This window comes from Shewanella sairae (assembly GCF_023283535.1).
Taxonomy (GTDB): Bacteria; Pseudomonadota; Gammaproteobacteria; order Enterobacterales; family Shewanellaceae; genus Shewanella; species Shewanella sairae.
On the sequence record NZ_JAKILT010000018.1, the window covers coordinates 37,103 to 61,701 of the forward strand.

At 44.3% G+C, this 24,599-nt stretch carries 19 protein-coding genes and 1 other RNA gene; 13 read left to right on the forward strand and 7 right to left on the reverse strand.

What is annotated here, in order from left to right; translation table 11 throughout:
- Positions 1 to 51: 51 nt before the first annotated feature.
- The 3 genes from L2748_RS09740 to L2748_RS09750 form a co-directional block, all read right to left on the reverse strand.
- The gene (locus tag L2748_RS09740) at positions 52 to 1,272 is read right to left on the reverse strand and encodes an FAD-dependent monooxygenase (RefSeq protein ID WP_220781229.1); all 1,221 of its coding nucleotides are present in this window, start codon (positions 1,270 to 1,272) and stop codon (positions 52 to 54) included.
- A 126-nt stretch (positions 1,273 to 1,398) separates the two neighbouring features.
- Positions 1,399 to 2,664: a 2-octaprenyl-6-methoxyphenyl hydroxylase gene (gene ubiH / locus L2748_RS09745; RefSeq protein ID WP_220781228.1), complete on the reverse strand. Its 1,266-nt coding sequence runs from the start codon at positions 2,662 to 2,664 to the stop codon at positions 1,399 to 1,401.
- A 96-nt stretch (positions 2,665 to 2,760) separates the two neighbouring features.
- Positions 2,761 to 3,336, reverse strand: a complete 576-nt coding sequence (locus L2748_RS09750) for a UPF0149 family protein (RefSeq protein WP_220781227.1) — start codon at positions 3,334 to 3,336, stop codon at positions 2,761 to 2,763.
- A gap of 380 nt (positions 3,337 to 3,716) precedes the next feature.
- Between L2748_RS09750 and L2748_RS09755 the strand changes: the two genes are divergently transcribed.
- The 6 genes from L2748_RS09755 (at position 3,717) to L2748_RS09780 (ending at position 11,317) form a co-directional block, all read left to right on the forward strand.
- Positions 3,717 to 4,025 (forward strand): cell division protein ZapA, encoded by a 309-nt coding sequence (locus L2748_RS09755; protein WP_220781226.1) that lies wholly within the window; start codon positions 3,717 to 3,719, stop codon positions 4,023 to 4,025.
- Between the two features lie 94 nt (positions 4,026 to 4,119).
- Positions 4,120 to 4,301: non-coding RNA, 6S RNA (gene ssrS / locus L2748_RS09760), on the forward strand.
- Positions 4,302 to 4,743: 442 nt separating this feature from the next.
- Positions 4,744 to 6,207 (forward strand): glycerophosphodiester phosphodiesterase, encoded by a 1,464-nt coding sequence (locus L2748_RS09765; RefSeq protein ID WP_220781225.1) that lies wholly within the window; start codon positions 4,744 to 4,746, stop codon positions 6,205 to 6,207.
- Positions 6,197 to 8,662, forward strand: coding sequence for a peptidase associated/transthyretin-like domain-containing protein (locus tag L2748_RS09770; RefSeq protein WP_220781224.1), 2,466 nt, complete (start codon positions 6,197 to 6,199; stop codon positions 8,660 to 8,662). Before L2748_RS09765 ends, L2748_RS09770 begins: the two co-directional genes overlap by 11 nt.
- A 25-nt stretch (positions 8,663 to 8,687) precedes the next feature.
- Positions 8,688 to 10,580: a DnaJ-like cysteine-rich domain-containing protein gene (locus tag L2748_RS09775; RefSeq protein ID WP_220781223.1), complete on the forward strand. Its 1,893-nt coding sequence runs from the start codon at positions 8,688 to 8,690 to the stop codon at positions 10,578 to 10,580.
- A gap of 125 nt (positions 10,581 to 10,705) precedes the next feature.
- A complete protein-coding gene (locus tag L2748_RS09780; RefSeq protein WP_220781222.1) occupies positions 10,706 to 11,317 on the forward strand; it encodes a 5-formyltetrahydrofolate cyclo-ligase in 612 nt (203 codons plus the stop codon).
- Between the two features lie 24 nt (positions 11,318 to 11,341).
- Here L2748_RS09780 and ung read toward each other — a convergent pair whose 3' ends face one another.
- The gene (ung, locus tag L2748_RS09785; RefSeq protein ID WP_220781221.1) at positions 11,342 to 12,007 is read right to left on the reverse strand and encodes a uracil-DNA glycosylase; all 666 of its coding nucleotides are present in this window, start codon (positions 12,005 to 12,007) and stop codon (positions 11,342 to 11,344) included.
- Between the two features lie 296 nt (positions 12,008 to 12,303).
- Here ung and L2748_RS09790 point away from each other — a divergent pair, with 296 nt between their 5' ends.
- The 3 genes from L2748_RS09790 (at position 12,304) to L2748_RS09800 (ending at position 13,889) form a co-directional block, all read left to right on the forward strand.
- On the forward strand, positions 12,304 to 12,867 hold the full coding sequence (locus L2748_RS09790) for a pilus assembly FimT family protein (RefSeq protein WP_220781220.1): 564 nt from the start codon (positions 12,304 to 12,306) through the stop codon (positions 12,865 to 12,867).
- 87 nt (positions 12,868 to 12,954) lie between these two features.
- Positions 12,955 to 13,488, forward strand: coding sequence for a type II secretion system protein (locus L2748_RS09795; RefSeq protein WP_220781219.1), 534 nt, complete (start codon positions 12,955 to 12,957; stop codon positions 13,486 to 13,488).
- A 74-nt stretch (positions 13,489 to 13,562) separates the two neighbouring features.
- Positions 13,563 to 13,889 (forward strand): DUF3144 domain-containing protein, encoded by a 327-nt coding sequence (locus L2748_RS09800; protein WP_220781218.1) that lies wholly within the window; start codon positions 13,563 to 13,565, stop codon positions 13,887 to 13,889.
- 82 nt (positions 13,890 to 13,971) lie between these two features.
- On the opposite strand, the gene L2748_RS09805 is transcribed toward L2748_RS09800, so the two are convergent.
- Complete coding sequence (locus L2748_RS09805; protein WP_220781217.1) at positions 13,972 to 14,586, reverse strand: LysE family translocator; 615 nt, start codon at positions 14,584 to 14,586, stop codon at positions 13,972 to 13,974.
- A 293-nt stretch (positions 14,587 to 14,879) separates the two neighbouring features.
- Between L2748_RS09805 and L2748_RS09810 the strand changes: the two genes are divergently transcribed.
- Positions 14,880 to 15,422: a thioredoxin family protein gene (locus tag L2748_RS09810; protein WP_220781216.1), complete on the forward strand. Its 543-nt coding sequence runs from the start codon at positions 14,880 to 14,882 to the stop codon at positions 15,420 to 15,422.
- A gap of 385 nt (positions 15,423 to 15,807) precedes the next feature.
- On the opposite strand, the gene L2748_RS09815 is transcribed toward L2748_RS09810, so the two are convergent.
- Positions 15,808 to 18,438, reverse strand: a complete 2,631-nt coding sequence (locus L2748_RS09815; RefSeq protein WP_220781215.1) for a TonB-dependent receptor plug domain-containing protein — start codon at positions 18,436 to 18,438, stop codon at positions 15,808 to 15,810.
- A 398-nt stretch (positions 18,439 to 18,836) separates the two neighbouring features.
- Here L2748_RS09815 and L2748_RS09820 point away from each other — a divergent pair, with 398 nt between their 5' ends.
- The 3 genes from L2748_RS09820 to L2748_RS09830 all read left to right on the forward strand — a co-directional run bounded on the left by L2748_RS09820 (position 18,837) and on the right by L2748_RS09830 (position 23,946).
- The gene (locus L2748_RS09820) at positions 18,837 to 20,294 is read left to right on the forward strand and encodes a sigma-54 interaction domain-containing protein (protein ID WP_220781214.1); all 1,458 of its coding nucleotides are present in this window, start codon (positions 18,837 to 18,839) and stop codon (positions 20,292 to 20,294) included.
- Between the two features lie 233 nt (positions 20,295 to 20,527).
- Positions 20,528 to 21,940: a cytochrome c oxidase accessory protein CcoG gene (gene ccoG, locus L2748_RS09825; protein ID WP_220781213.1), complete on the forward strand. Its 1,413-nt coding sequence runs from the start codon at positions 20,528 to 20,530 to the stop codon at positions 21,938 to 21,940.
- 407 nt (positions 21,941 to 22,347) lie between these two features.
- The gene (locus L2748_RS09830) at positions 22,348 to 23,946 is read left to right on the forward strand and encodes an AMP-binding protein (RefSeq protein WP_220781212.1); all 1,599 of its coding nucleotides are present in this window, start codon (positions 22,348 to 22,350) and stop codon (positions 23,944 to 23,946) included.
- Positions 23,947 to 24,077: 131 nt separating this feature from the next.
- Here the strand turns inward: L2748_RS09830 and L2748_RS09835 are convergent, their stop codons facing one another.
- Positions 24,078 to 24,590, reverse strand: a complete 513-nt coding sequence (locus L2748_RS09835; RefSeq protein WP_220781211.1) for a lipocalin family protein — start codon at positions 24,588 to 24,590, stop codon at positions 24,078 to 24,080.
- Positions 24,591 to 24,599: the final 9 nt, after the last annotated feature.

Consider the following 24,599-nt stretch of genomic DNA (forward strand, 5'->3'; position numbering starts at 1 on the left):
AAACCTATGAAATTAAAGGCTTATTTAGGCTGCGCTAATGATTACTAGTTGTTAGTCTTCGCTGCGCTTACACAGTTTAGGTAGATTCTTCTTGTTACCTAACGCCTGTTGAATAAACAGTGTTTTCAATGGCGCAAAATTGTCGACGATATTTAAGCCTAAATCGCGAATCGCTTTAGTCACTGGATTTGTGCCTTGAAATAGCCTTTTAAAGCCTTCCATTGCAGTGATCATCTCCAGCGCCTCCGCTTTACGCCAGCGCTCTAAATCACGCAGGTGCTTATAGTCGCCAATGTCTTTACCTTGCTGTTTAAGCTCAGTTACCGCTTCCACAATCGCTGCGGCGTCTAGAAAACCTAAGTTAACCCCTTGGCCTGCAAGCGGGTGAATAGTGTGGGCAGCATCGCCTGCTAATACTAAGCGTGGGCGGGCAAAGTGGCGCGCATAACGCATACGTAACGGGAAGGACTGGCGATCACTTTCAAGGCTACACATGCCTAAGCGGCCATCAAAGGCTGCGGTCAATGCACGCTCAAATGCCACTTTATCTAATGCTAATAACTGCTCGGCTTTTTCTGGTGACACTGACCAGACGATAGAACACAGATCTTTTTCATATAGCGGTAAGAAGGCTAATGGCCCTTCTTTGTCGAACACTTGTCTTGCGGTTTCGCCATGAGGCAGCTCGGTACGGATAGTCGCAACAATCGCATGATGGTTATAATCCCAGAAAGTCAGTGGGATTTTGCACTGCTCGCGTACCCAAGAATTGGCGCCGTCAGCAGCAACCACCAACGCAGCACTTAAACTGTCGCCGTTATCTAAGGTTAACCAAGCTTCACGCTCGCCAAAGGCGATACGTTCTAAACGGGTGTTTTCAATATAGGTAAGCTCGCTAAGCTCCCCTGCTCGCTCGGCTAATGCAAAGGCGATGGCATCGTTTTCGATAATCGAACCAAGATGAGTTTCGCTTAACGAGTGGGCGTCAAAGTCAATTTTACCTAGGCTGTCTTTGTCCCACACTTGCATCTTTTGGTAAGGACTTACTCTTGATGCAGCCAAGTAAGGCCAAGCACCTAAGTTAGTAATAAGCTGCTGGCTTGCCTTATTAATAGCACTGACTCTTAGTTTAGGCTCGCCCGATACGGCTTCAGTTTGACCTGCATCGATGACTACCACTTTAATGCCTGCCATCGCTAAGCCTATGGCTGTTGCTAACCCAACCATGCCGCCACCAACAATGGCGACATCATAAGTTTGTGTGCTTAACATCTTTTACCCTTACTCAAAAATGGCGTATTACGCCAACAACATACCACTTTGACTGCTTGCCTCGTCATGACAGTGTGCATGTTTATTGTTAATTTGACTTTAATACGGCGCAGTAACTGCTGAAGATTAACCTTTGTTCCAGCCCATTGCTTGGCGCGCCACTGGCGCTTTTAATGGTGGAAACCATGACAGCAGTCGTAGCCCAAGATTACGGCCAATCACTAATGGCCAATAGTCGTTAGAAAAACCGCGCACTAAAAACTCTATATTGTTCATGGTGCTTTGTCTGTCGGCTTTGCGGCGCTCAAGATAAGCGTGAGTGACCGCCACACTGCCTATATCGTGAGGCTCTGGGTTAGCAAGCACTTGCTTTAATACATCGAGTACACATACCACATCACGCAGACCCAAGTTAAAGCCTTGGCCTGCAATTGGGTGCAGTGTTTGCGCCGCGTTACCTAAAAAGATGGTGCGCTGGTAAATCGGCCTTGGCATATACGACAACATTAACGGATAGCTAAAACGCTCACCAATATCGATAAAGCGCCCTGCGCGATAACCAAAGGCGTGTTGCAGCTCGCTAATAAATTCAGCCTTAGATGCGTTTAATAGTCGCTCGGCATCAGAAGGTTCTAACGCCCACACCATAGATAAACGCGACTCGGCTTGGCTATTCGCCATCGGCAATAACGCAAGCGGCCCCGTTTGGGTAAAGCGCTCATAGGCCCAGGCGTTATGAGGCTTCTCGGTATGAATGTTGGCGATTATGGCTGTTTGATTAAAATCCACCTGCTCAAGCGGCTGCTTAAAGGCTTGGCGTACTTTAGAGTTAACCCCGTCTGCGGCGATTAGCAATTTAGCCGAGATCTGCTGACCATTATCGAGTTTGAGCAATTGTGCATCAAGACCCGCTTCAACACTTTGCAGCTTGGCAGGGCAATAAAGGCTCACATCACTTTTTTCAAGCAAGCTAAATAGCTTATTACCGACAGCCTCGAGCTCGACCACTTGACCAAGATACGGCAAATGCAGTGACTCGCGGTTAAGCTCGGTCATGCCAAAATTGCCGCGCTCTGAAATATGAATATTGTGAATAGGCTCAGCCAACGAGTCTAAATGCTGCCACAAACCTAACTGCTTAAGCTCGAAAATAGAGCCATGAGAAATAGCAATTGAGCGGGCATCAAAGCCAGGGTGTTCGCTACTTGGCTTATGTGCCTCAATAAGGGCAATTTTAATTGGCGCTTTTAGATGTGAGCTGCTTTGCTTAGCAAGCTCTGCTAAACCCAGAGCCAAGGTGGCTCCCGCCATTGCACCGCCTACGATAGCGATATCGACGTGATTAATTTCAGTGGTACTTGCTACATCAGCGTGTTGGTTATGGTTCGCCATGGAATGTATTGGTCCAATAACAAGATAAGTTAGGTGTTGCTGATACAAAAACCGCCATGCAGCAACAGCGATGGCGGTAATTGGTTTAACTAGGCGCTAGTGCATTACACCTACATCAATTGGCTCGTCATCATCAATCGCAGGGCCAAACTCGGCGTAACACATGAGTGCTGCCATGCGAGTGAACTCCATCAGTTCAATCAATGCTGCTTCTGATTCTTCGTCTTCGGCGACATCAAATTCAACCTGAGCAATCTCAGATAAGTCTTGGATCACTTCACGCACATCTAGCGGCGCTTGATTTAACTTAGGCTGAATAATCGCAATACCGGTTAAAAAGCTCTGCACCCACAATGATAAGGCTTCAACGCGCTTTGATAGTGACTCTTCTTCTTGGGGTAGCATTGGGCTAAAGCCAAAGTCGGTATCAGACAAACGTGTCACTGCATCTTGGTATAAATCATCAATCAGGGTTTGCAATTCTTTTGGCAGCGCTTGGCCGTCGTTCATCAGCTCAAGCAGTGGTTGCGTCCAGCCCGATGGCTTTTGCTCTACACCACCACAAATTAGTCCGACAAGTGCGCCGTGAACTTCGACAGGGTGCTGACCAATTTCAGCGGCATTGAGTGCAGCAAGGAGTTTGTCCATCTGCAACGTAGGTAGGCTAGCCATAAGGTATTTTCCAATCACAAAATTTACTCACTTCATGCTAGCAGAAGTGCGGGTGCCGACCAATAGTCGGCACCATAAAGTCGGCAAAACTTTGTGCAGCAAACCACAAATGCTGTAATCATAACCAATACAGACAAGCCTTTAGCCCTAAATGGATTAAATTTATCTCATGCTAAGCATTTGTTTTGAGTGCCGCCAGTTATCGCCTTAAGACTCTTATGACGCTTTAAAGCCGTGATTAGCTCTATGTTTGTACGCCAATGGCGATCTAAACAACAATTAATCTAAACTGCGCCAGTTTGCGCGTAGATCGTGTTGCACTTTGCTAGTGAGACCGATATAGTCCGCTCAAGTACACGGTTTAAGGAATTGTTTTCGGGATGAGTAGCAAGGCGATTGACATTACCCTTTTGGGTCGTACCTACTCTATTGCTTGTCCAGAAGGACGAGAAGCTGCGCTTAGGCATGTGGCTCACAACCTCGAAAAGCAATTAAGCTCGCTTAAAGCGCGTACCAATAACATTAGCCGAGAAGAAATTGCCATTATGGCAGCGTTAAATATCGGTTATGAGCTGTTAGAAGAACAGCAAAAGAATCAAGATTATATTAAGCAAATGGATGATAAAATCGGTTTGCTGCAGTCAACACTTGAAGTTGCGCTGGTAGATCGCGCTACAAAAGCTGACTAAAAATAGTTATAATCGCAGTTGCTTTATAAGCAAGTGTTAACAGTTTTATCGTAAGCCCATTTTAGTCACCCGACTGGTTTACGAACACAAGTTTTGCTCCCTGGGATATTCGCTAGCTGGTAATGTCCCTGTGCCGATACTTACAAACCCAGGGTGAATGTTTTACTGACATTGCGCAAGCTCGGCTCGTACCGAGAAGCCTTAGGAGGTATTCATTTACCCGCCTTGAACCTACGGTTCAAGGGCTACACCAGCGGTCGGTATTCTGGGGAGCAATTTAATTTTTACATTAAGCCACTTTGTCGATGACAGAGTGGCTTTTTTGTATCTGCGCATTGGTAATACCGACCCGTCGGACTTACTATGAAGACTCTTTATGAAGAGAGTGCGGGGGGCCATTATTCTTGTAAACCAAAGCGACATTAAGCCACTTTATTGATAACAGAGTGGCTTTCTTGTATCTGCCTCTCACCAATTAATGACTAACTACTCTCACAAAAACAACCGCTGACTTCAGCCAAAATACTGACGTAATTAGCAATTTTGACAGATAATCGGTATTCGTATGTCACATTATATAAAAACCGCATAGCTCAAAATTAAATCAAACACATTAATATCAATGACTTGCGCAACTCATCTTTTATAGCCAACATTGTGTTAAACCTTCATTTCGAGTATAAAGCGTGCATAATTAATAACTTGTAATTTAGGGATTATGGCAAGTTACATTCAAGCCCCACACCGTTATTTTGCGGTACTACTGATGATATTCTTCGCGCTGTCTGGTTGTAAATCGACCCCAACAGCCCCCCCTGCAGCGGAAAAATTGATTCCTGTGGCACTGAGTCACTTACCAAGCGATGTTAAAGTTGATGGTCAAGACATACTTGATATCCAGCTAGCTTTAGCTGATCGTAACTTATATATGGCTGAAAATGGTCACATTAAGATGATATCGATTAAGCAGTGCCCACTTGATATCTCGGCCCATAGAGGCGATTTTCGATATCCAGAAAGTAGCAGTACTGCAATTGCCGCGGCACTTATCGATAACTATAACAGTGTCGAAATTGATGTAATGCAGCTTAAAGATGGCACTTGGGTGAATCACCACGACAGCCAAACTGGGCGCGCAACGGTTTATTACACTGGTGAGCGTTTTAAACTGGAACGTATGAGCCGTAAGCAATATGCCAATTTAAAATTACGTGCTAAAGGCTCAAATGAACTATTAGACATCCGCCCTATTACAGCTTACGAGGCCTTTACCGCCTTTGCTGCTTACAGAGCTATTGGTCAACAACTCAACGTAGAAATTAAATCTGAAGCTAATGGCCATGAGCTTGCCGAACTCGACAATATGCTGCGCAGCACCATAGGCATAGGTGGCTATTACTACTCGTCCTCAGACATGGGCATGCTTGAAAAACTGCGCGGTATCAATCCTTTTATCTACCTTGGATTTGTGCAAGGTGCCCACCCTACCAGTGTCGATAAAGTCGCAGCGGATCTGCGCCGCGGCGCCCGTAACGATGACTACTACCAAGATAATCAGAATATTATCGAGTTTGCAGGCAAGTATGGCACCAAGCGCTATCGTTCACGTTATAAAAACTACGCCTCATCTGCTGGTATCAATAAGATCAACGATAAACTCGGCAGTAACTCAGGACTACATTTAGATATTCGCAGTTTTATGCAAAATACTAGCGTGTTAGATAGTGCTCATCGTTACGGTATGAAAGTGTATAGCTACAGTATCAACGGCACTGATTATCACCAGTCACAACTTACCCGCTTATCTAAAGCAAAACTGCCTGATGGCGTGATTGTCGATAACACCCCCTATAAAATCTGCCAAAAACTATTTAATGCTGCCATACCTAAAAAGCGTTATCAGCCGCTGACGGCTTCAGGCAGATATATTGCCTCGTTACCAAGCGACGCTGACTTTGACCGCTTAGACGAAATGCTAGGTTATCAACAGGAAGGTTATTACATCTCGTTAAATTCGGGTCTAAAAGCCATTGCCCGCGGCAAGGCAAAACCTCAAAAGAGCAACCGTAAACTCTCCAACACTGATGCCTTTGGTTTTCCAATCATTGTTGATGAAGATATCGACACCACTAATAGCAAAACCATTATGTTAACCCTACCAAGTAGCAAAAATGACCGATAAAAAAAACAGCCCATTTGCCACAGGCTTACTCAAGGCCGCGCCAACGCAAACTAAAATGGCTGAAGCAGAAAAACAACTGCGAAAAGTACAAAAACAGCAGCAATCTACAGCGACTAAACAAAAAAAACAGCAAACGGTTGAGCAGCAGATAGCCATTACTGGCAAGCCATTTTGGTGGCTGTTGACTATGTTCATCTGCTCTGTAATGTACCTGTTTCCTGAGGCGGTATTCAACGCAGCGTTAACCGACGTTGCAGGTGGTCATAATTCTAGTCATGATGATCTGCGTGCCGTCGAGCTGTTTGGCCGAACAATTAGTGGTATTGGTGTTACCTTGCTACTGGCGGACATGCTTCTAAGTGGCAAACGTGTGGCACGGGTTGGCCGCGCTTTAGGTTATTTCAGCCTCATTGCAATACTTGTGTGGCCGACGGTATTTTTTGGTCAAAAATGGTTAGTCGATAAGTTTATCATTGATGCCTCTACGCCCGCAGAGCGCCAGCAAGCCTATATTTCACAGGTATTGCGCAGTGCGTTAATTGAAAAATCTATTCAATTTGAAGGTATTCATTACGATCCTCATACTGCTCACAGCAGCACCGAAAAAGCCTTTTTGTCTGTATTTGGCGGCTTAGTGTATGCCGACGACAAACTGGTGGATGACCTATCGCAGAAAAAACGCATGATCATGGAAAAATTTGTCCGTGATAGAGCCATGTCTAACTTTGATAGCTACTATCAAGATTACGATGATTTCCGCCAAACTTTGCGTGGTAAATATCAAGAGTACGCCGATGGATCTGCTAAATATAACCGAGCCGTTGCCAGCGCACCTGAACGGTCAGACGAGTATTGGCTAGATACCCAAAACCAAGTTAAACAAGGCTGGGAAAAGTACCAAAAAGGTGTCACGGCCTATGAAGCTCGAGTTGAGTCACGCGCACAAAAAATTGCGCCCAAAATGTACGACTACTTTGAACGTCGTAGCAAATGCTCTGAAAGAAAAAAAGGCAGCAGTCGTGACCGTTGTTATGAGCGCTTACAAGAAAACTACGACCGCGAAATCAAAAAGCTAAGCATTGGTTATATTCCCGCCGATGATTGGCTCATCCGTAAAGAGGTCAGCACCACAGAGAATGTCGGTAATTCCATTATTGCTGGCGTGATGACATTTGGTCTATTCACCGCGATGCAAGCGGTTGATGCTGCAACGGGCGGCGATGCGGGTTTTAAAGATCATCGCATGGTTTACACCAACGACGTCAATCACTATAAAAATGTATTGATGGTAAAAATGGAGCCTAACTTTATTAAAGAGTCTGGCGGTTATCCACTTGGGATTAACTCACTACACACCTTTAGAGTACATGAACTCACTAGCGTTAAAGTGAACAAAAAGCTTAAACAAAAAGGCCTAAGCTTGCCTACGGCTTGGTCTATTACCGACCGTTTAACCTTTGACAAAGCCGTGGCTAGCAAAGTACGCCAACAAGCCGACATTGAATGGCGCAAAAACATGCGCGCTAAAAATTCTGAGATGTCACCAAACCTCAGTTGGCAGCAGTTCCAGCGTCACCATGAAATTCAGCAGCGTATTGAACAGCGTATGGGTGATTTATACGTCAAGCCAACCTTAGCTGACTGGAACAACCGTCAGTTTAAGCAGCAGATTATTGAGCCAAATATTCAGCGTAAGACCACTGAATACATCAATGTATTAGAGGCCCAACAAGCTGAGTTTGCAGATGGTGGCGTATTTGAATCAACGGGTAAGTCGGCGCTACGAGCAACCATTATTCCGCCAATCTCAATGTCGATAAGTTTGGCGCTAGTACTGCTTACGGTGCTGAAACTGCCAATGAAGTTAGTCGAATTAGTACAAGCGAAACAGGCTAAACCTAAAGAGGGAGAAACGAGTAAACCTTATTTAAAACCAGCAATCACAGCGACCTTGCTGGCAGCTATTTTTGTGGTGCCATTATCTGTTGGTGGGAATAAGTACACCATGGAAGACTCGGCAATGAACTACTTCTTCGAGCAAATGGAGAAGAATGATTCTGCCAGTATTTCCTACGCACTTAAGTGGCTACTGGTTACTCAACCTTTAGTGCAACCTATTGGTACATCGATAGATAACGCCTTGAGCATGACTAAAGGTTTCCATGCGATTAGTGCGCCGCTAGACAGATTCGATCTAGCCATTTTGCCAGAGCACGATGAGGTGGTAACGGCTAAATCCACAACCGCAAAACCAAGCCTAAAGCTGCCATTAACCATCAATACTAACGTGGACAATGCCAGAATTTCGGTGATGAACATTAAACCGAAATATCAAGCGGGCATGCTGCTTCCACCAGGCGGATATGACATTAAAGTTAGCGCGCCTGGCCACCAGCCTGTACGTCAATGGGTATACCTAAAAGCAGATCAAACCCAATTTACGATCAAACTTTAACCTGTGATTTTATAGGAAGTATCACATGAGCAAATTGCAACAGTTTCAAGATTACATTAGAAGCAATGGCGAAGAAATTACTGGCGTTGATGTACCAGTCACCCTAAGCGATGAACAGGCTAAAGATGCACAACTAAAGTTTAATTTTGGTTGGCGAGTCGAAATTGGCGTAAGCCGTCATTCACACGGCGGTAGTCGTCCATCTGGCATTTATTGCGGTACTTCATCTGAAGCGAGCGCTGATGCACATAACGCCGCAAAGGAGTTTGTGAGTGGACGAGATCCACTGTTTAACGAACGTTTTTTAAAAATTCTTGGTCCAGATGTTTCTAAGAACTTTTTGATTAAAAATACCAGCTTAAATTCAGCTCCGAGTGAGTACGTAGGTGGCGACACTTGTAGCACCTGTAATGGTTCAGGTTGTGTTAGGTGTGGCAGCTGTCATGGTAGCGGTAAAACAAACTGCTATTCTTGTGGTGGCCGCGGCCGTATCAGTGTCAGTAAGTACGATAGCTATAGCGAGCGTACTGTTTACACCACAGAGTCATGTTCAAGCTGTTGGGGGAGTGGTAGCCACACCTGCTCTAGATGCTCCGGTCGCGGTGATGTCACTTGCGGAACTTGCTCTGGTAGTGGCACCTTATACTACAGCTACACCATCGATGGCGAAGCCAAACGCAGCACTAAGTGGTACTACACCAGCAACGACTACCATGAATGGACCGGCGATTTCCTTAAACGCACAGGTCTAAACGTCGTGCACAGCTTTAACGATATCACCGAAATCGATGTGGAAGGCGATCTTGATGGCTGTACCTTTGTGTATGGTTTTACCGCAGTGTTACCAACCCTACAATTTACCGCAAGCATAGATAAAGTTGACACAAGAATGTGCTTTGCCGGCAAACAAAACCGCACTCATGATGCAGGCGGGGTATACGATCCTGCAGTGTGGCAAGTTGCGCAAAAACTAGGCGCGGGCAGTAAAAACGACGATACTAAAGCTCTGGCAACTCCGGCAATCAAAGATATCATTGAAGCCAAAGAGACCAAGACCAGTATTGCTTTACTAGAAGAAAACTGGGTTTCGAGTGATATCAAAGATGCCGTGGTGGCTAATTACGATAGCTTAGTTAGCCAGCTTAAGAAGCAGAGTGTTAAAGGCATTGTCCCTAAGATGATGGCGTCACTAGCAAAATATGGCTACCTATTTTTTACCTTAGCGATATTAATTGCTCTTTTCTTCCCTGAATTTGCTGAAGAAGCACCATACAGAATGGGAATTATGCAATATCCACAGTGGATTATTGCTGTATTAAGCGCTGATTTTGCCTTATTTGGTATTCATCCTTTAGCTAACTATGTCATGGTCATCGGTCTGTTTTTTGCCAGCTATCAACTGGTTAAGCGTGGTTATTGGAAGAGTATTGGTAAAGCAAAAACCTATGCTTTGGCATTGGGCATTACTTTGCTATTACCTCATATTTGCTTAAGCCTATATTACAATACGCAGAGCGCCATGCACTTTGGTCCGTCATTCGCAGAGGGCTTAGCAGGTGGTGCTATTTTTGTTGGTTTATACCTACTGGTTTTAGGCGTGACTTGGCCGAAGAAATGGTACTTAAAGCCATTAGGTCTCATTGCTGCGACCGCATTATATGCGGGGATTCAATTTGTATTCGCCATGCTTAATGGTGCACTGGGCACGGTACCTGCAGATGAAAACTACTTTAGAGGATTAGGCAACATCGTAGCCTCAGCACTCATGTACATTCAGTACAACTTTATTGAGATTGGTTTGTTCGCTGTGTTGTTTAGCTACTTCTTAACCCGTCGCCGTTTTTGGCTTAATGCTAAAACTGACGTTGCTGACTACAACAGCCCCGTACTGCTAAAGTCGATGAATATGGATCGTTAACCAATACGCCTTAAAGCCGCAAATCACACGCCGCTTGCTTCTTTTGAATCAAGCGGCGTGTCTATTACTGTGGCTTTTGTTTTACTCGAAAGTTACACTGACTTGAGATGAAAGGAAGCCAACCCATGCCAGCAAGCAGTTCAAATCTAAGCCAAGAAAGCCGCACACTTATCCGCGGCACAATTCGTCAAGCTAGGCGTGCCATTAGCGCTGGGCAACAAACACAATACGCCAGCGATGCAGCCGAATTGGCTATCTCAGCTTTATCTAAGCACAATGTCCGCCGCATCGCCCTGTATTTAACGAACGATGGCGAGTTAGATACCAAGCCGTTAATTGAAGCGCTTTGGCAACAAGATATTGAGGTTTACCTGCCAAGATTACACCCGTTTAGCGCCGGCAATTTAGTATTTTTACGCTATACAGCAAACACTAAGTTAGTCCAAAACTCGCTTAAGATTTGGGAACCTAAACTCGATATCACGCAAATGCTCCTTACCCATGAGCTTGATGTAGTCATTACCCCGTTAGTGGCATTTGATAAACAAGGCAATCGCATGGGTATGGGCGGCGGCTACTACGACCGCACTCTCGCTAATTGGCAGCAATCAGGTAAGCCTTATCCAATCGGTTTTAGCCATGACTGCCAGCAAGTCGATACCCTACCTTGCGAGCACTGGGATGTACCTTTACCTATGATTATTACGCCTAACACTGTGTTTAAATTTACAGATTAACAAAGCTCGCTTGGCTGTTCATGATTAAACCTGCCAGTTGATTGGCGCTTCGCCACGCGCTTGTAGTAACTGATTAATATGAGAGAAATGCTTACAACCAAAAAAGCCGCGATAAGCCGATAATGGCGATGGATGTGGCCCTGATATCACTTCATGCTGCTGCGCCTTTATCCCCTTGCCCTTTTTAATCGCATGGGCGCCCCAAAGCACAAAGATAATCGGTTGTGGCTGCTGATTGAGTAACTCTAAAGCATTGGCGGTAAAAGTCTCCCAGCCTGACTTTGCGTGAGAATGCGCTTTCCCCTGCTCCACTGTTAATACCGTATTAAGCATTAATATTCCCTGCTCTGCCCAGGCAGTTAAGTTGCCATGGTCTGGAATCGTAAAGCCATCAATATCGGTAGCCAGCTCTTTGTACATATTGACTAAAGAGGGGGGTGTTTTAATGCCTTTTTTTACCGAGAAACATAGTCCATGTGCTTGGTTTGGGCCGTGGTAAGGGTCTTGACCAATCAACACGACTCTAACTTTATCAAGTGGTGTGGCATCAAAAGCGGCAAACACTTCATTTTCTGGCGGGAAAATAACTTTACCTGCGGCGCGCTCAGCACTGACAAACTGCTGCAGAGTGCTAAAGTAGTTCTGCTGCTGTTGCTCAGCAATAAAGTCTGCCCAAGTTGTAGCTGTCATCTGTGTTCTCAACATAATATTAAATATTTAAAGGCAAGCCATATTCAGTTGGCTTACAGTGTATGACACAAGCTTAAAATGTCTCTGCGGCGCTTGCAATCTAGGCCGTGCAATTGCTTAACTTTGACGCATTCAGCAACTGAATAATTAGCTGATTGGCGCAAAAACGCACCGCAATTAACAACAAATATGTCTAGTTAGCTATTACTTTCCACAAACGCACCAACCTTTAATCATTTGTATTAAACATTGTCAGTGGTAAGATGTGCGCTCGTTACATGCCTCGGACAATAGCAATGCAATTTACTGCGCGATTTTCTCCCAAATACAGCCAAGCTCAAGCAGGTTTTACCCTTATAGAACTTGTTGTTGTCATTATTGTATTGGGGATTTTAGCTGTAATCGCTGCACCGAAGTTTTTAAACCTGTCAGAAGATGCACAAGTGGCCCAAGTCAAAAATACTGGCGGTGCATTTAAATCAGGTATCAACTTAGCGCGCTCAGTATGGGCCGTTAAAGTGGGCAGTGGTCCAGCTGAAAACTTACCGGTATATGGCGACTCCGATGATGCACACGTTGATTTTAATGCTAATGGTTGGCCTGCCCAGCATTATCATACTGATAATGAACCGTCACCCCAGCTTGATAATGTTGAAGATTGTATTTCAGTGTGGCAAATCATTTTACAAAACGATGAGCCTACGGTTTCCGATGCAACTAAAGCAGATGAAACCGACTATAAAGCTATTTACAATGAACCTGCAGCATGTACTTATCAATACACAGACAACACCAACCTATCAATCAGTTACGACTCCAATAACGGCAACGTTATCGTAGACTCAGATCCGAGTAGCTAGCAGCTTAAGTCGTTCCAGCTAATATTGTATTTCGCCATATAGCTCGTTAGGATATGACTTAGATAATTAAGAATAAAGGAATTATTCATGCCAAGAAATACAACGTCTTTGGGTTTTACCTTAATAGAGATGGTCATTGTCATCATTATATTAGCGCTCTTGGCTGTTGTGGCTGTTCCTAAATTTATTAATATTAAACAAGATGCGCAGATTGCTGAAGTCAAAGCAACTGGCGCCGCATTTAGCGGCGGTATAAGTCTAGCTAACGTTAAGTGGGCATCCAAAGGAGGCTCAGGCCCCGTTGATAACCTGCAAGTATTTGAAGACGGAAGTAATGGTCAGCTTGATATAAACCAATGGGGCTTTCCTGCACAAAACTACCCACCGTTTGAATCTAGCCCAAGGCTGAATAATGTGGCTGACTGCATGTCTGTTTGGCGCACAGTGCAGCAAGATCCTCCAGTGGTGTCGAACAATGTTAATACTGCAGATGCAGAGTACTTCGCCACTTATATTAGCCCAGATCAATGCCGCTACTTCTACATCGAAGAGCAAACTCTATCTATCTACTATGACTCTCGAGATGGTAGCGTGATCACCGACTCAGATCCCAATAGTTAATATCAATGATTCATTAATGTCTCATTTAAGTTAGAATCGAGACACTATCCTAGATAAATAAGAGCACAAGCAAGATGTCAGAAGCTAAAAAAGAAACCACCATTTTTGAACTAGCCGATCAATTCATTGCATTGGCAAACGAGCTAGCAGGTAAAGAGCAAGACGTTGGTAAAGTCGGCACTGCAATGCGTTTTGCCGCTGCTCGCTTCAACGCATTTGAAGCTTCATTAAAATCATCAGATCTTGCTGCTGAAAAAGACAATGCTCTTGAGTGGTTTACTGATGAATATAAAGCGATGTTGAACGATAACCTTGAAGACCATATCAAGAATCCTGTGCAATCTCGCGAGCCAGAGCCAGAAGCAGCAAAAGATGACGCTGTACAGGTATTTAACTCTTAAGCTAAATAGTAAAGTTAACCCCTTACTATGATCAAAAACGCCATCATTAATGATGGCGTTTTTTGTTGCTAACAATTGAAATCTATAGCGTCACTATCACTCTCACCGCCAATAATATCAACACCACACCTGACAGTTTATCAATCAATGCCGACTTCTCTCTAAGCTTAGGCAATACAGCAGAATGCGATAGCACTAGCGCGATTAACGTGTACCACAAACCGTCAATAACCAGTGGCGTCAGCACGATTAATGCTTTGCCGGTCATATTGTCTGCTACCATCACGAACTGGCTAAATAGTGCTAAGAAAAACAGCATAATTTTGGGGTTAAATAGTGAAATGGCGAGACCATCTCGAGCAGCTGTGAGCGCATCGGTCGACTCCCCTGCTGCCAATTTATCAGCCATACCGCCTTTAGAGCGCAGTGCCTGTACGCCCATATAGGCAAGATATAGCGCGCCAATAATCGCAATACCGTTAAACACCATAGGTGCTTGCTTAAGCAGCACAGCCAAACCTAATAGGGTCAATAAGGCATAAACACCAATACCGATGGAATGTGCCCAAGCACAAATAATGCCCTTACCGCGGCCACCACCAAGTGTGTGCCTTACCACCATAGCCAAACTCGGCCCCGGCGACATTGCGCCTAAACAACAAATTGCTAGTAGACCTAGCCAAGCGCTAAAAGTCATAACCATCCTTACTTATACTCTAGCCAGTGGCTAGCGAGAAATTGGCCACAATATACATGATTAATACCTTATCTGACCAACTTGGTTTAGCGATTTGCAGCCAAAAGTGCAGTGTCTGCTAGCATAAGAACAGCAAAATTTACTTTCCATTACTCAGGTTATTTTCATTTAACTGGTGCACAATAGTGTTAGCTTGGGACAGTGCAAGCATTAATCAGCCAGCTACCATTGCCACTGCTTAGTTTTTTAGGCGCCTAATACAGCGGCCTTTAGGTCATTTTTTTGGAGTATTGATGGACACAATTTCAATCAGTATGGCAGTTTTTTTCAGCCTACTTTGCTTAAGTATTGCTTCACTTATCTGGCTTAAAATAAAAGGCAGAATCATCCCTAATGGTGTGATTGTTGTCTTAGGTTTTATGACAATATGCGTCGGCAGTGTATTTGCCTTTATTAACTATGGCGAAGACTACGAGGCATACAAAAAGCTGCATTGGCAAACCTTAACTCCCAATCAAATTCAGCCGCTTGTGGATGAAGGCTACACAGTATTTGTGGATGTCACCGCAGACTGGTGCAACGTCTGTTACGCCAATAAAGTGGGCGTGACCCACAGAGAAAAAATCGTTAATGCCCTAGCTGCTGACAACATTATTTTAATGTTAGGTGACTGGACTGAGCCTAACCAAATAATTGAAGACTATATGCGTACTCAAGGCCGCGGCGGCACCCCCTACAATAAAGTCTACGGCCCTGGTGCACCAGATGGCGTCATTCTGCCGACTCAGCTGACCATGGAGTCAGTCCTGCAAGGGCTACAAAAAGCCAAAGGCTAGCAACTAATACCAATCAGTATAAGAATTTGATCAGCTCAGAACGATTTTTGGCAAACTAATTCAAGGCGAAGAGCTGTAATAATGGTTATTCCCTTATAAATCTATTCAACGCAGAAGTAGGCAGCCAAAAACGTTCCAGACTGGCGAGTTTTAGCGATTCTGATGCTGTGTTAACGAACTTGAACGTAGAACAACTATGCTCTTCATTCGTTGCCTTGCCTCAAAACCGCTAAACTCTCGCTGAGTGACTAAATGTTTATACTGATTGGTATAAAGTAAGCGGCAATGGCTAACTACTTAGCCCCAAAAACCACAAAAAAAGCCTTGTCTAACGACAAGGCTTTTTGGCTTTAGCTGATATTAGTATTAGCCAATATTGAACTCATTAAAAGTTATAAGTGCCTTTTACGTAGTAGTAACCACCATTAAAACCAAATGGCGAGGTCTCATAATATTGCCCCCCCCAATTGTTATTTGGTATCCCCGTATTCTTATTAAAATCTAACTCTTCGGCTTGTTGATCAAGTAAGTTTTGCGCACCAACGGCGATGGTAAATGAGTCATTAATAAAGTAACTCAACTCCATATCAACAGTTACTGCAGCGCTCCCTGTCACTACCGTTGCGTCGTAATCCACATGTACGCCTTGATACTCACCAAAGTAATTAACTCGGGTAAACAAACCAACATTATCCCAGCCTTGCCCCCAAGTGAATGTCGCGCGATGTTTTGGTAAGTCATTTTCTAAGCGCTGCACTTTAAAGTCGCCGGTAATATCAGAAAACTTATCTACCTCAGTTTCGTTCCAGTTATAGGCTAGAGAGAAGCTGGCGTCACCTGCAAACAGTTCTGATGTATAGTTAGCAACCACGTCAACACCTTGAGTGGTGGTATCAAAATCATTAGTAAAGAAGCTCACCTGACTTAAACCGTCAACATTGGGCACACCAGCGGCTTTAAGCGCCGCCTTATCGGCATCCGTTAAACTAATTTTATCAGACTGGCTGATACGGTCCTCTACTTGAATGTTGTAGTAATCAACAGTCATAAAGAAGTCGCCTTGGCTATAAACCGTACCTAAGGTAAAACTTTGAGACTCCTCAGGTGAAAGCTCTGTACCGCCTAGCTGCACAGAAATAGGATTCGTTGGTGGCAATAACGCTGAGTCCACTAACACTCCATCAGACAAGTTAGTTTGAACATTACTGACATTAGCCTGACCTACCGTTGGTGCTCTAAAACCAGTATTAAAAGAACCACGTACAGAGAGCTCATCGAGAATATGGTAGTTAGCAGCGATCTTGTAGTTCATGGTTGAACCAAAGGTGTCATAATTTTCATAACGCACTGCGATCTCGGCGAGAAAGGCTTCTGTGAAAGGTAAACTTGCATCGATATAAACAGCCGAATTTCGACGGCTATACTCTCCCGCTGCAGACGGCTGGAAACCCGGGAAGCCATTAGAACCGATACCAAAACCTTGAGATGTTAACGGTCCCACTTTAAATGAAGCTTCATCACCTGCTGTGACTTTAAACGTCTCATCATGCCACTCTAAACCACCGGCAAAGCTAACATCATCCGCCATGCCCCAGTCCATATATTTCACGAGGTCGACATTAAAGTTCCATTCTGTTTGAGTATAACCACCTGGGTTAAAATCACGTGGCGAGTCAGCACCTAATGATGCGTTCACTGTGTTGTAAATCTTATAGCTGGACTCATTTTGACCATATGAACCACTAAAGTCATAAAGCACGCCCTCTAGCCATTCAATTTCAAACTCACCTTTAGTACCAGCGACTAAGGACGTATCCACAATATTACCGCCAAAGTTAGGCGTAAACCCAGCGGCTAACCCATCAACTTCATTGAATGCAAAACAGTTAGGATTATTCTGTACTCCGTCAATATAGTCTTGCTGAGTTGTAACATTGGCCGAGGTGATATTAATGGTTGGACAACTAATACCATCGCCCATGCCTAGCCCTTCATTGACCTGACCGACTGGCCCTGGGGTTAAGTCTCCAACCAATAACGTCGCGCCGTCATCGTTAGAGTAAACACCCGGACGAGTGTGAGGATTACGATAATAAAAACCACCTTTTACATCACGTTCTGAATAATTACCAAATAGATAGGCTTCTGATTTATCGTCTAAATCTAGCCCTAAGTTAGCAAATAACGAGATATCGTCTTTAACTTCTGGTGAACCCCAAACCTGCGCGGGGTTATCAACGGCAAGTCCCGCTTCGCCAAATGCAGCGGCGTCTGGTCTCTGGACACTGCGGCTAGTCGGGTCTGAGTTTTTATATTGAAAACTTAAGTTAACGAAGCCATCTTTCGTCAATGGCATCCCCACATTGCCATTAATCTCGGTTGTCGTACCATCTCCTTCATAATACTCGCCAGCTTTAGCTTCAATCGATCCGCCTTCAGCATCCGTCTTCAACACAAAGTTAATCACCCCCGCAATCGCATCTGATCCATATTGCGCTGCCGCTCCATCGCGAAGGACTTCAACTTGTTTTAACGCAGCACTAGGGATCACAGAAATATCTGGGCCGTGGGCACCATCGTTAATCCCTCCTCCCAAAAATGCAATAACTGACGAACGGTGACGACGTTTACCATTCACTAAGATTAAGGTGCTATCTGCAGGTAAGCCTCTTAAATTTGCTGGACGCACTAAGCTCGCTGCATCACTAATGGGATTAGAGTGTACGTTTAAAGATGGCACGGTGCCTTTTAAGATCTCTAACATGTCTGAGTTACCAGACTTTTTAATCTCTTCTGCGCCTATGACATCAATTGGTACAGGTGAGTCACCAATGGAGCGCGGTGCAGCACGTGAACCAACAACAGCAATGGTTTCAATGTCTTCATTACTATCAACTTCAGCTTTTACCTCAGCATCGACTTCAGCTGCTGTCACATTTGCTGTCACTCCTGAAATAGCAAGCGCAACCGCGAGCCCTATGGCGTTTAAGCCAAACGTCTTATTATTAATATTCATCGTAATCTCTACTTATTGTTATATCTTTATTAGCGCCTATCTATGCAGGCATATAGTCAAACTTCCCCAGAAATGAAAATACACTTCAACTACATTTTTATAACAAAAAATAAACAATTACCATGGGTAAATTAGCAATCACTGCTCTAATCAAAAGACAAAGGTATGATTAAATCTTTAATTTCATCACCTTAAATAAGTATAAAAAATAATCACCGCAATTAGATTAAAGGTTGATGGGATCTCTCTTTTCAGCAAGTAAATAGCGAAATGCACAGATGAACAACTGCGCTATTAAGCTCTATCTCGCTAATTGTCACGTTATTTCGTGACTGAATTTTTTTAACGAGTATTTTAATCTATAATGACCCCATCCCCCCCTCTGCACTAAGCTGCTTATGTCTGCCATTAACCTTAAAGATAAAACCCATCACGACAACTTTTTGCCTGAAAATCAATTGATCTTGAATGCGGTCAGTGAAGGTATTTATGGCTTTGATCTTGAGGGAAATGCAGTATTCATTAACCCAGCAGCCGAGAAGATGACTGGCTGGCAAGCTCATGAATTACTAGGTAAGAATATTCATGATTGTCATCACCATAGTCATAGCGATGGTAGCCACTACCATAAAGATGATTGCCCAATTTATAACACGTTAATTGATGGCATCGCCCGAGAGATAAGCCATGAAGTGTTTTGGCGCAAAGACGGTTCTAGCTTTCCAGTGCATTACACATCAACAGCCGTTTATAAAGATGGGGTGATGATGGGCGTTGTCGCGATATTTCGTGACATTAGTATTCAAAAGCAAACCGAGCAATCTTTAAGGCAAGCGCTCGAGCAAGTTCAAGCGCTGTCAGAGAAGCTATCTTTTGAAAACCAGTACCTGCAGCTAGAGCTTGCAGATCGTACCGGTGATGTTGAAATATCGGGTTCAAGCACACCTATTAATCAATTGATTCAACAAATTAAACTAGTCTCTAATACTGAAAGTACCGTGTTGATAAGCGGTGAGAACGGCACTGGTAAAGAGTTAGTCGCCCGTAACTTACACCGTTTGAGTAATCGTGCCGATAAACCGCTTATCAGTGTTAACTGCGCCGCCTTTTCAAGTGCGCTATTAGAAAGCGAACTATTTGGTCATGAAAAAGGGGCTTATACGGGTGCCACCAGCCGCCGCAAAGGGCGTTTTGAACTTGCCCATCAAGGCACCCTCTTTTTAGATGAAGTGGCTGAACTAAGTTTAGAAGCGCAATCAAAGCTATTAAGAGTTATTCAAGAACAAGAGTTTGAACGCGTTGGCAGCAGCCAAACCATTAAGGTTGATATACGTCTCATTACCGCGACTCACCACGATTTACTAAAACGTGTAGAGCAAGGTCTGTTTCGTATGGACCTGTATTATCGCTTAAACGTATTTCCAATTGTGGTGCCACCATTAAGGCAGCGCTTAAGCGATATTCCAGAGTTAGTCAGTCATTTAATTCAAGACCTAAACCGCAAACTGGGTAAGAAAATTAGCCAAGTGAGCCAAAAAGGCATGCAAAAGCTGATGCAAAATAGCTGGCCAGGCAATGTGCGTGAACTGCAAAATGTATTAGAACGGGAGATGATTTTGGCCCATGGTCCCATATTAGAGTTTAGCCAACTCGCTATGTCAGCACCGCTTGAAGAAGTCGACAAAGTTGTTAGCAATCAAACACTGCAACAAGTCGAGCGTCTGCATATTATTAATATTCTAAAGCAGACCCAGTGGCGGATCTCAGGCAGTGGCGGCGCGGCTGCTGTACTTGGTTTGCCGCCAAGTACTTTGCGTTCACGTATGAATAAACTCGCAATTACTCGGCCAATTTAGCCACAGGCTAAATCAAGCACGATCTCTATTCTTAAAATTAAAGGTCGCGATATATCGCCAACACACGACATATCGCGACACACGCAAAGTCCAATACAAACAATACCCTTTAAAATCAACAGCTAAACAAACTTTAAATTTGGTATAAGGCTTGCAAATACAGTCAGTAACGATATCGTCACGCAGCACTCTGAATCGCTGCCAACACTGAATGCGTCCTATAGAGAAGCCTTATGCAAAAAAGTAACGCGAACAACACGATAGATAGTCCAGCCAAAGCGGAGCGGATCCCAGTAACTGTGGTACCGAGCCAATCTGCGAATCAAAAAATTCATATTCGAGAGCAAAAGGGAAACTTTCAAAAGCTAAGAACGGGCATGAATAGTTTGCTAGTAGCACTCTTTTTTCTGCTGCCGTTTATCTCCTACGATGGTCGTCAGGCGATTTTATTTGATCTAAGCCAACAGCAATTTATATTTTTTGGCACCACACTATGGCCACAAGATTTTACCATTTTGGCTTGGGTGTTTATTGCTGCGGCATTCTTGCTCTTTTTCGTCACCGTATTTTGGGGGCGAATTTGGTGTGGATACCTTTGTCCACAAACCGCTTGGACCTTTATCTATGTGTGGATAGAAACTCGCATCGAAGGTAACCGGAATAAACGTTATGCCCTAGATAAAGCACCTTGGAGCAGCGATAAACTCAAGAAACGCGCCTTAAAACACAGTGCTTGGGGCGCAGTAGCCTTGCTAACAGGCTGCGGCTTTATTGCTTATTTCGTGCCTGCTCGTGAACTCTATATCGACATTTTCAGCTTGGGCGCAAGCTTTTGGGTAACCACATGGGTTTGGTTTTTTGCCATATGCACCTACTTAAACGCAGGCTGGATGCGTGAGCAAATGTGCTTACATTGCTGCCCTTACGCTCGTTTTCAATCAGTGATGTTTGATGCCAATACCAAAACTGTGACTTATGATGCCGCCCGTGGTGAAAGCCGCGGCCCACGTAAACGCCATCAACCAAGTTCATTAGGCGACTGTGTTGATTGCAATTTATGTGTTGATGTCTGCCCTACCGGTATCGATATTCGTAACGGTCTACAATACGAATGCATTAACTGTGGTGCCTGTGTCGATGCTTGCAACCAAACCATGGACAAGTTTGGCTACCAGCGTAACTTAATCAGTTACAGCAGTGAAAATACGCTCGCGGGAAAAGCGGAACCCTTTTACGAATCATACAAGTTCATAGGCTACGGCGTTGCTGCGTTAATTATGATAACTGTGATTGCTGTGGACATTTATAACCGCAATAACATCGAGCTTAACGTACTGCGCGACCGACAAACACTTTATCGTGAAACATTAGACGACAAAGTAGAAAATAGTTTTACTCTTAAGATCCGTAATAAAACTCAGCAGACTCGGCTGTACCGTATTTATGTGTCTGGCAATAACGGTTATCGCTTAGTCGGTGAGGCAAATTTAACCATTAATCCTGGTGAACAGCTGGACTACCCAATCACAGTGGTTGCAGAGCCTAGCCTGTTAGCAAATAGTCGCAATGAGATTACTTTTACTGTGGCAGAGCAACATAATCACGGCCAAGCGTCGCAGCAATCGAGCTTCTTCGCACCGATATAGGCGGCTAGATTATCGATGTAGGTTATAAGCTTTTTCCAGGGCGCTGCGTATAGAGCGCAGCGCTTCTATAACAAACTTTTCTATAGAGAAAGCTATCGTTTGACCGGCTAAAGCCCGACCTACAAAAATACAATTACCGCTGTTTTTACGGCTGCTTCACCTTTGCGATTATCGTTTTGCCCTGCATCAACTAGGTTGTATCCCCACCCTAAATTTAGATTAAAAAGTCTAATTCTTACAAACCGATACCTATCGATTCCATACCATTAACAGGAAACAATTTATTTCAACTTGTTTCAACTTAGCCCATTGACCTTTCGGTTAGAATCGCACTAATCTAAACGCCTGTTTGATTTTATAATAACCATAACGACTAATCATAGATACATTAGCTAAAGGGTACTTCAATGGCTTACGATACAGACTCAACGCTCGATCTTTCTCGCTACGCATCCCTTATCGATGTCATTGAACTCGCCAGCGCTCGCTACGGTGATAAAGTTGCTTATTCTTGCTTAGGTAAAGAAACCTCATTTAACGAAATTAATCGTTACTCGCGTCAATTCGCCGCTTATCTGCAGCAGGAAACGAACCTTGTTCAAGGCGATAGAATTGCCATCCAACTGCCCAATATTACCCAGTTTGTCATTGCAGCTTATGGCGCGATTAAGGCTGGAATGGTGCTGGTGAACACCAACCCACTTTATACACAGCGTGAGCTTATTCATCAGTTTAATGACTCAGGCGCTAAAGCCTTAGTGGTATTGTCCGACCTGCTGCCAACGTTAACTGAAGTCGTTGCAAGCACGGAAATTGAGACGGTGATAGCGACCCATGCGATGGACTTAATTGCCCCGCAGCCGCAACCTGAAGTGCCTTTTGCGACCGTGACTTTTTGCGATGTATTGGCAAAAGGTGAGGCACTAACCTACGCACCGGTTATCAGCGTGCTTGGGCAAATTGCTGCGCTGCAATACACTGGTGGCACAACAGGCTTGTCAAAAGGGGCAATGCTAACTCACGGCAACTTAATCGCTAATGCCATGCAGATAAAATCACGCTTAGGCAGCAAGATTATTGAAGGCGAAGAAGTATTTGTTGCGCCGTTACCTGTATACCATATCTATGCTTTTATGGTGAATCTCGTGCTCTACTATGAGCGCGGTGGTTGTTCGGTGCTTATCCCTAATCCACGCGATATTGCAGGTTTGATTTCAAGCTTATCCAACTATCCGTTTACTGGCTTTGCCGGATTAAACACTTTATTTGTCGGCTTATGCCACCAGCCAGACTTCAAAGCACTAGATTTTAGCCACCTTAAAGTAACCATCTCTGGTGGTACCGCCCTAACCCAAGCCGCTGCATCGATATGGCAACAAACCACGGGATGTACCATATCAGAAGGTTACGGCCTATCTGAAACCTCGCCAGTGGTATCGCTCAACTCACCAGGACTTGAGCAGCTCGGCACTATCGGCAAACCAGTCATTGCTACCCAAGTTAAAATCCTCGATATGGATGATAATGAAGTGCCTATTGGTGAAACGGGTGAACTTGCCGTATTTGGGCCGCAGGTGATGCTAGGTTATTGGAACAACCAGAGCGAGACTGACAAAGTGATGACCAAGGCTGGCTTCTTTAAAACCGGGGATATTGCCCTAGCCACTGAGGATGGTTTTCATAAGATTGTCGACCGTAAAAAGGATATGATTATTGTCTCTGGGTTTAACGTTTACCCTAATGAGGTGGAAGACGTTTTATCAAACCATGACAGTATATTAGAGTGTGCCGTGATTGGTGTGAGTGATGATCGCAGCGGAGAAGCGGTTAAAGCAGTGATTGTACTCAACGAGCCACATACGGATCATGAGCAAGCCAAAGCTGCCATTCTGGATTATTGCCGCGAACAACTGACTGGGTATAAAGTGCCGAAAATCATCGAATTTGTCGGCGCTCTACCTAAATCTACCGTCGGAAAAATATTAAGGCGCGAGCTACGCAAGTAGCTCAAAGGTAAAAGTTACGCAAGTAGCTCCAAGGTAAAAGCTACGTAAGTAGCGCCAAGTTCAGCAGTTTAAGTCGCAAAAAGTAAAAAGGAGCCCAAGGCTCCTTTTTACTTGGTAATGTTTTATTCTAACTAACTTTGTTTGACCCAAATGATCTGCTCAGTGGCAAAACCAAGCTTGTTAGCCTGCTCAATAAACTGCTGCTTTAGCGCGTCATCAACTGTCGGTGTACGCGATAAAAACCATAGATAGTCACGATTGTAGCTAGTGATGAAAGCGTATTGGTAATCTTGATAATCGAGCTCATACACCACATACGCGCCATAAAACGGCCCAAAGAAAGATACCTTTAAATGACCAATATCTGGGCTATCAACAAAATAGGCCTTGCCTTCTGCTTCATCCCAGCTTTGCTCGGCAGTTGAAAAGCCACGATTAATCACCTTGACGCCGCCATCGTCTTTCATCGAGTAAGTAGCAGTCACCTGATTAAGCCCACGCTCAAAGCTATGATCAAGACGCGCCACTTCATACCAAGTCCCTAAGTAACGCGGCAACTCAAAGCCTTTAACCGGCTCAATGCCGCTTGGCAAGCTGGTACAGGCAGATAGAAACAGCAAACTCATCACTAATATCAAACGCATGGGCAACTC

What these genes read in the sequence shown, in the direction of transcription:
- L2748_RS09740 (WP_220781229.1), bottom strand. Translation starts at nt 1,272, where the DNA reads ATGTTAAGCACACAAACTTATGATGTCGCCATTGTTGGTGGCGGCATG.
- ubiH (WP_220781228.1), bottom strand. Translation starts at nt 2,664, where the DNA reads ATGGCGAACCATAACCAACACGCTGATGTAGCAAGTACCACTGAAATT.
- L2748_RS09750 (WP_220781227.1), bottom strand. Translation starts at nt 3,336, where the DNA reads ATGGCTAGCCTACCTACGTTGCAGATGGACAAACTCCTTGCTGCACTC.
- L2748_RS09755 (WP_220781226.1), top strand. Translation starts at nt 3,717, where the DNA reads ATGAGTAGCAAGGCGATTGACATTACCCTTTTGGGTCGTACCTACTCT.
- L2748_RS09765 (WP_220781225.1), top strand. Translation starts at nt 4,744, where the DNA reads ATGGCAAGTTACATTCAAGCCCCACACCGTTATTTTGCGGTACTACTG.
- L2748_RS09770 (WP_220781224.1), top strand. Translation starts at nt 6,197, where the DNA reads ATGACCGATAAAAAAAACAGCCCATTTGCCACAGGCTTACTCAAGGCC.
- L2748_RS09775 (WP_220781223.1), top strand. Translation starts at nt 8,688, where the DNA reads ATGAGCAAATTGCAACAGTTTCAAGATTACATTAGAAGCAATGGCGAA.
- L2748_RS09780 (WP_220781222.1), top strand. Translation starts at nt 10,706, where the DNA reads ATGCCAGCAAGCAGTTCAAATCTAAGCCAAGAAAGCCGCACACTTATC.
- ung (WP_220781221.1), bottom strand. Translation starts at nt 12,007, where the DNA reads ATGACAGCTACAACTTGGGCAGACTTTATTGCTGAGCAACAGCAGCAG.
- L2748_RS09790 (WP_220781220.1), top strand. Translation starts at nt 12,304, where the DNA reads ATGCAATTTACTGCGCGATTTTCTCCCAAATACAGCCAAGCTCAAGCA.
- L2748_RS09795 (WP_220781219.1), top strand. Translation starts at nt 12,955, where the DNA reads ATGCCAAGAAATACAACGTCTTTGGGTTTTACCTTAATAGAGATGGTC.
- L2748_RS09800 (WP_220781218.1), top strand. Translation starts at nt 13,563, where the DNA reads ATGTCAGAAGCTAAAAAAGAAACCACCATTTTTGAACTAGCCGATCAA.
- L2748_RS09805 (WP_220781217.1), bottom strand. Translation starts at nt 14,586, where the DNA reads ATGACTTTTAGCGCTTGGCTAGGTCTACTAGCAATTTGTTGTTTAGGC.
- L2748_RS09810 (WP_220781216.1), top strand. Translation starts at nt 14,880, where the DNA reads ATGGACACAATTTCAATCAGTATGGCAGTTTTTTTCAGCCTACTTTGC.
- L2748_RS09815 (WP_220781215.1), bottom strand. Translation starts at nt 18,438, where the DNA reads ATGAATATTAATAATAAGACGTTTGGCTTAAACGCCATAGGGCTCGCG.
- L2748_RS09820 (WP_220781214.1), top strand. Translation starts at nt 18,837, where the DNA reads ATGTCTGCCATTAACCTTAAAGATAAAACCCATCACGACAACTTTTTG.
- ccoG (WP_220781213.1), top strand. Translation starts at nt 20,528, where the DNA reads ATGCAAAAAAGTAACGCGAACAACACGATAGATAGTCCAGCCAAAGCG.
- L2748_RS09830 (WP_220781212.1), top strand. Translation starts at nt 22,348, where the DNA reads ATGGCTTACGATACAGACTCAACGCTCGATCTTTCTCGCTACGCATCC.
- L2748_RS09835 (WP_220781211.1), bottom strand. Translation starts at nt 24,590, where the DNA reads ATGCGTTTGATATTAGTGATGAGTTTGCTGTTTCTATCTGCCTGTACC.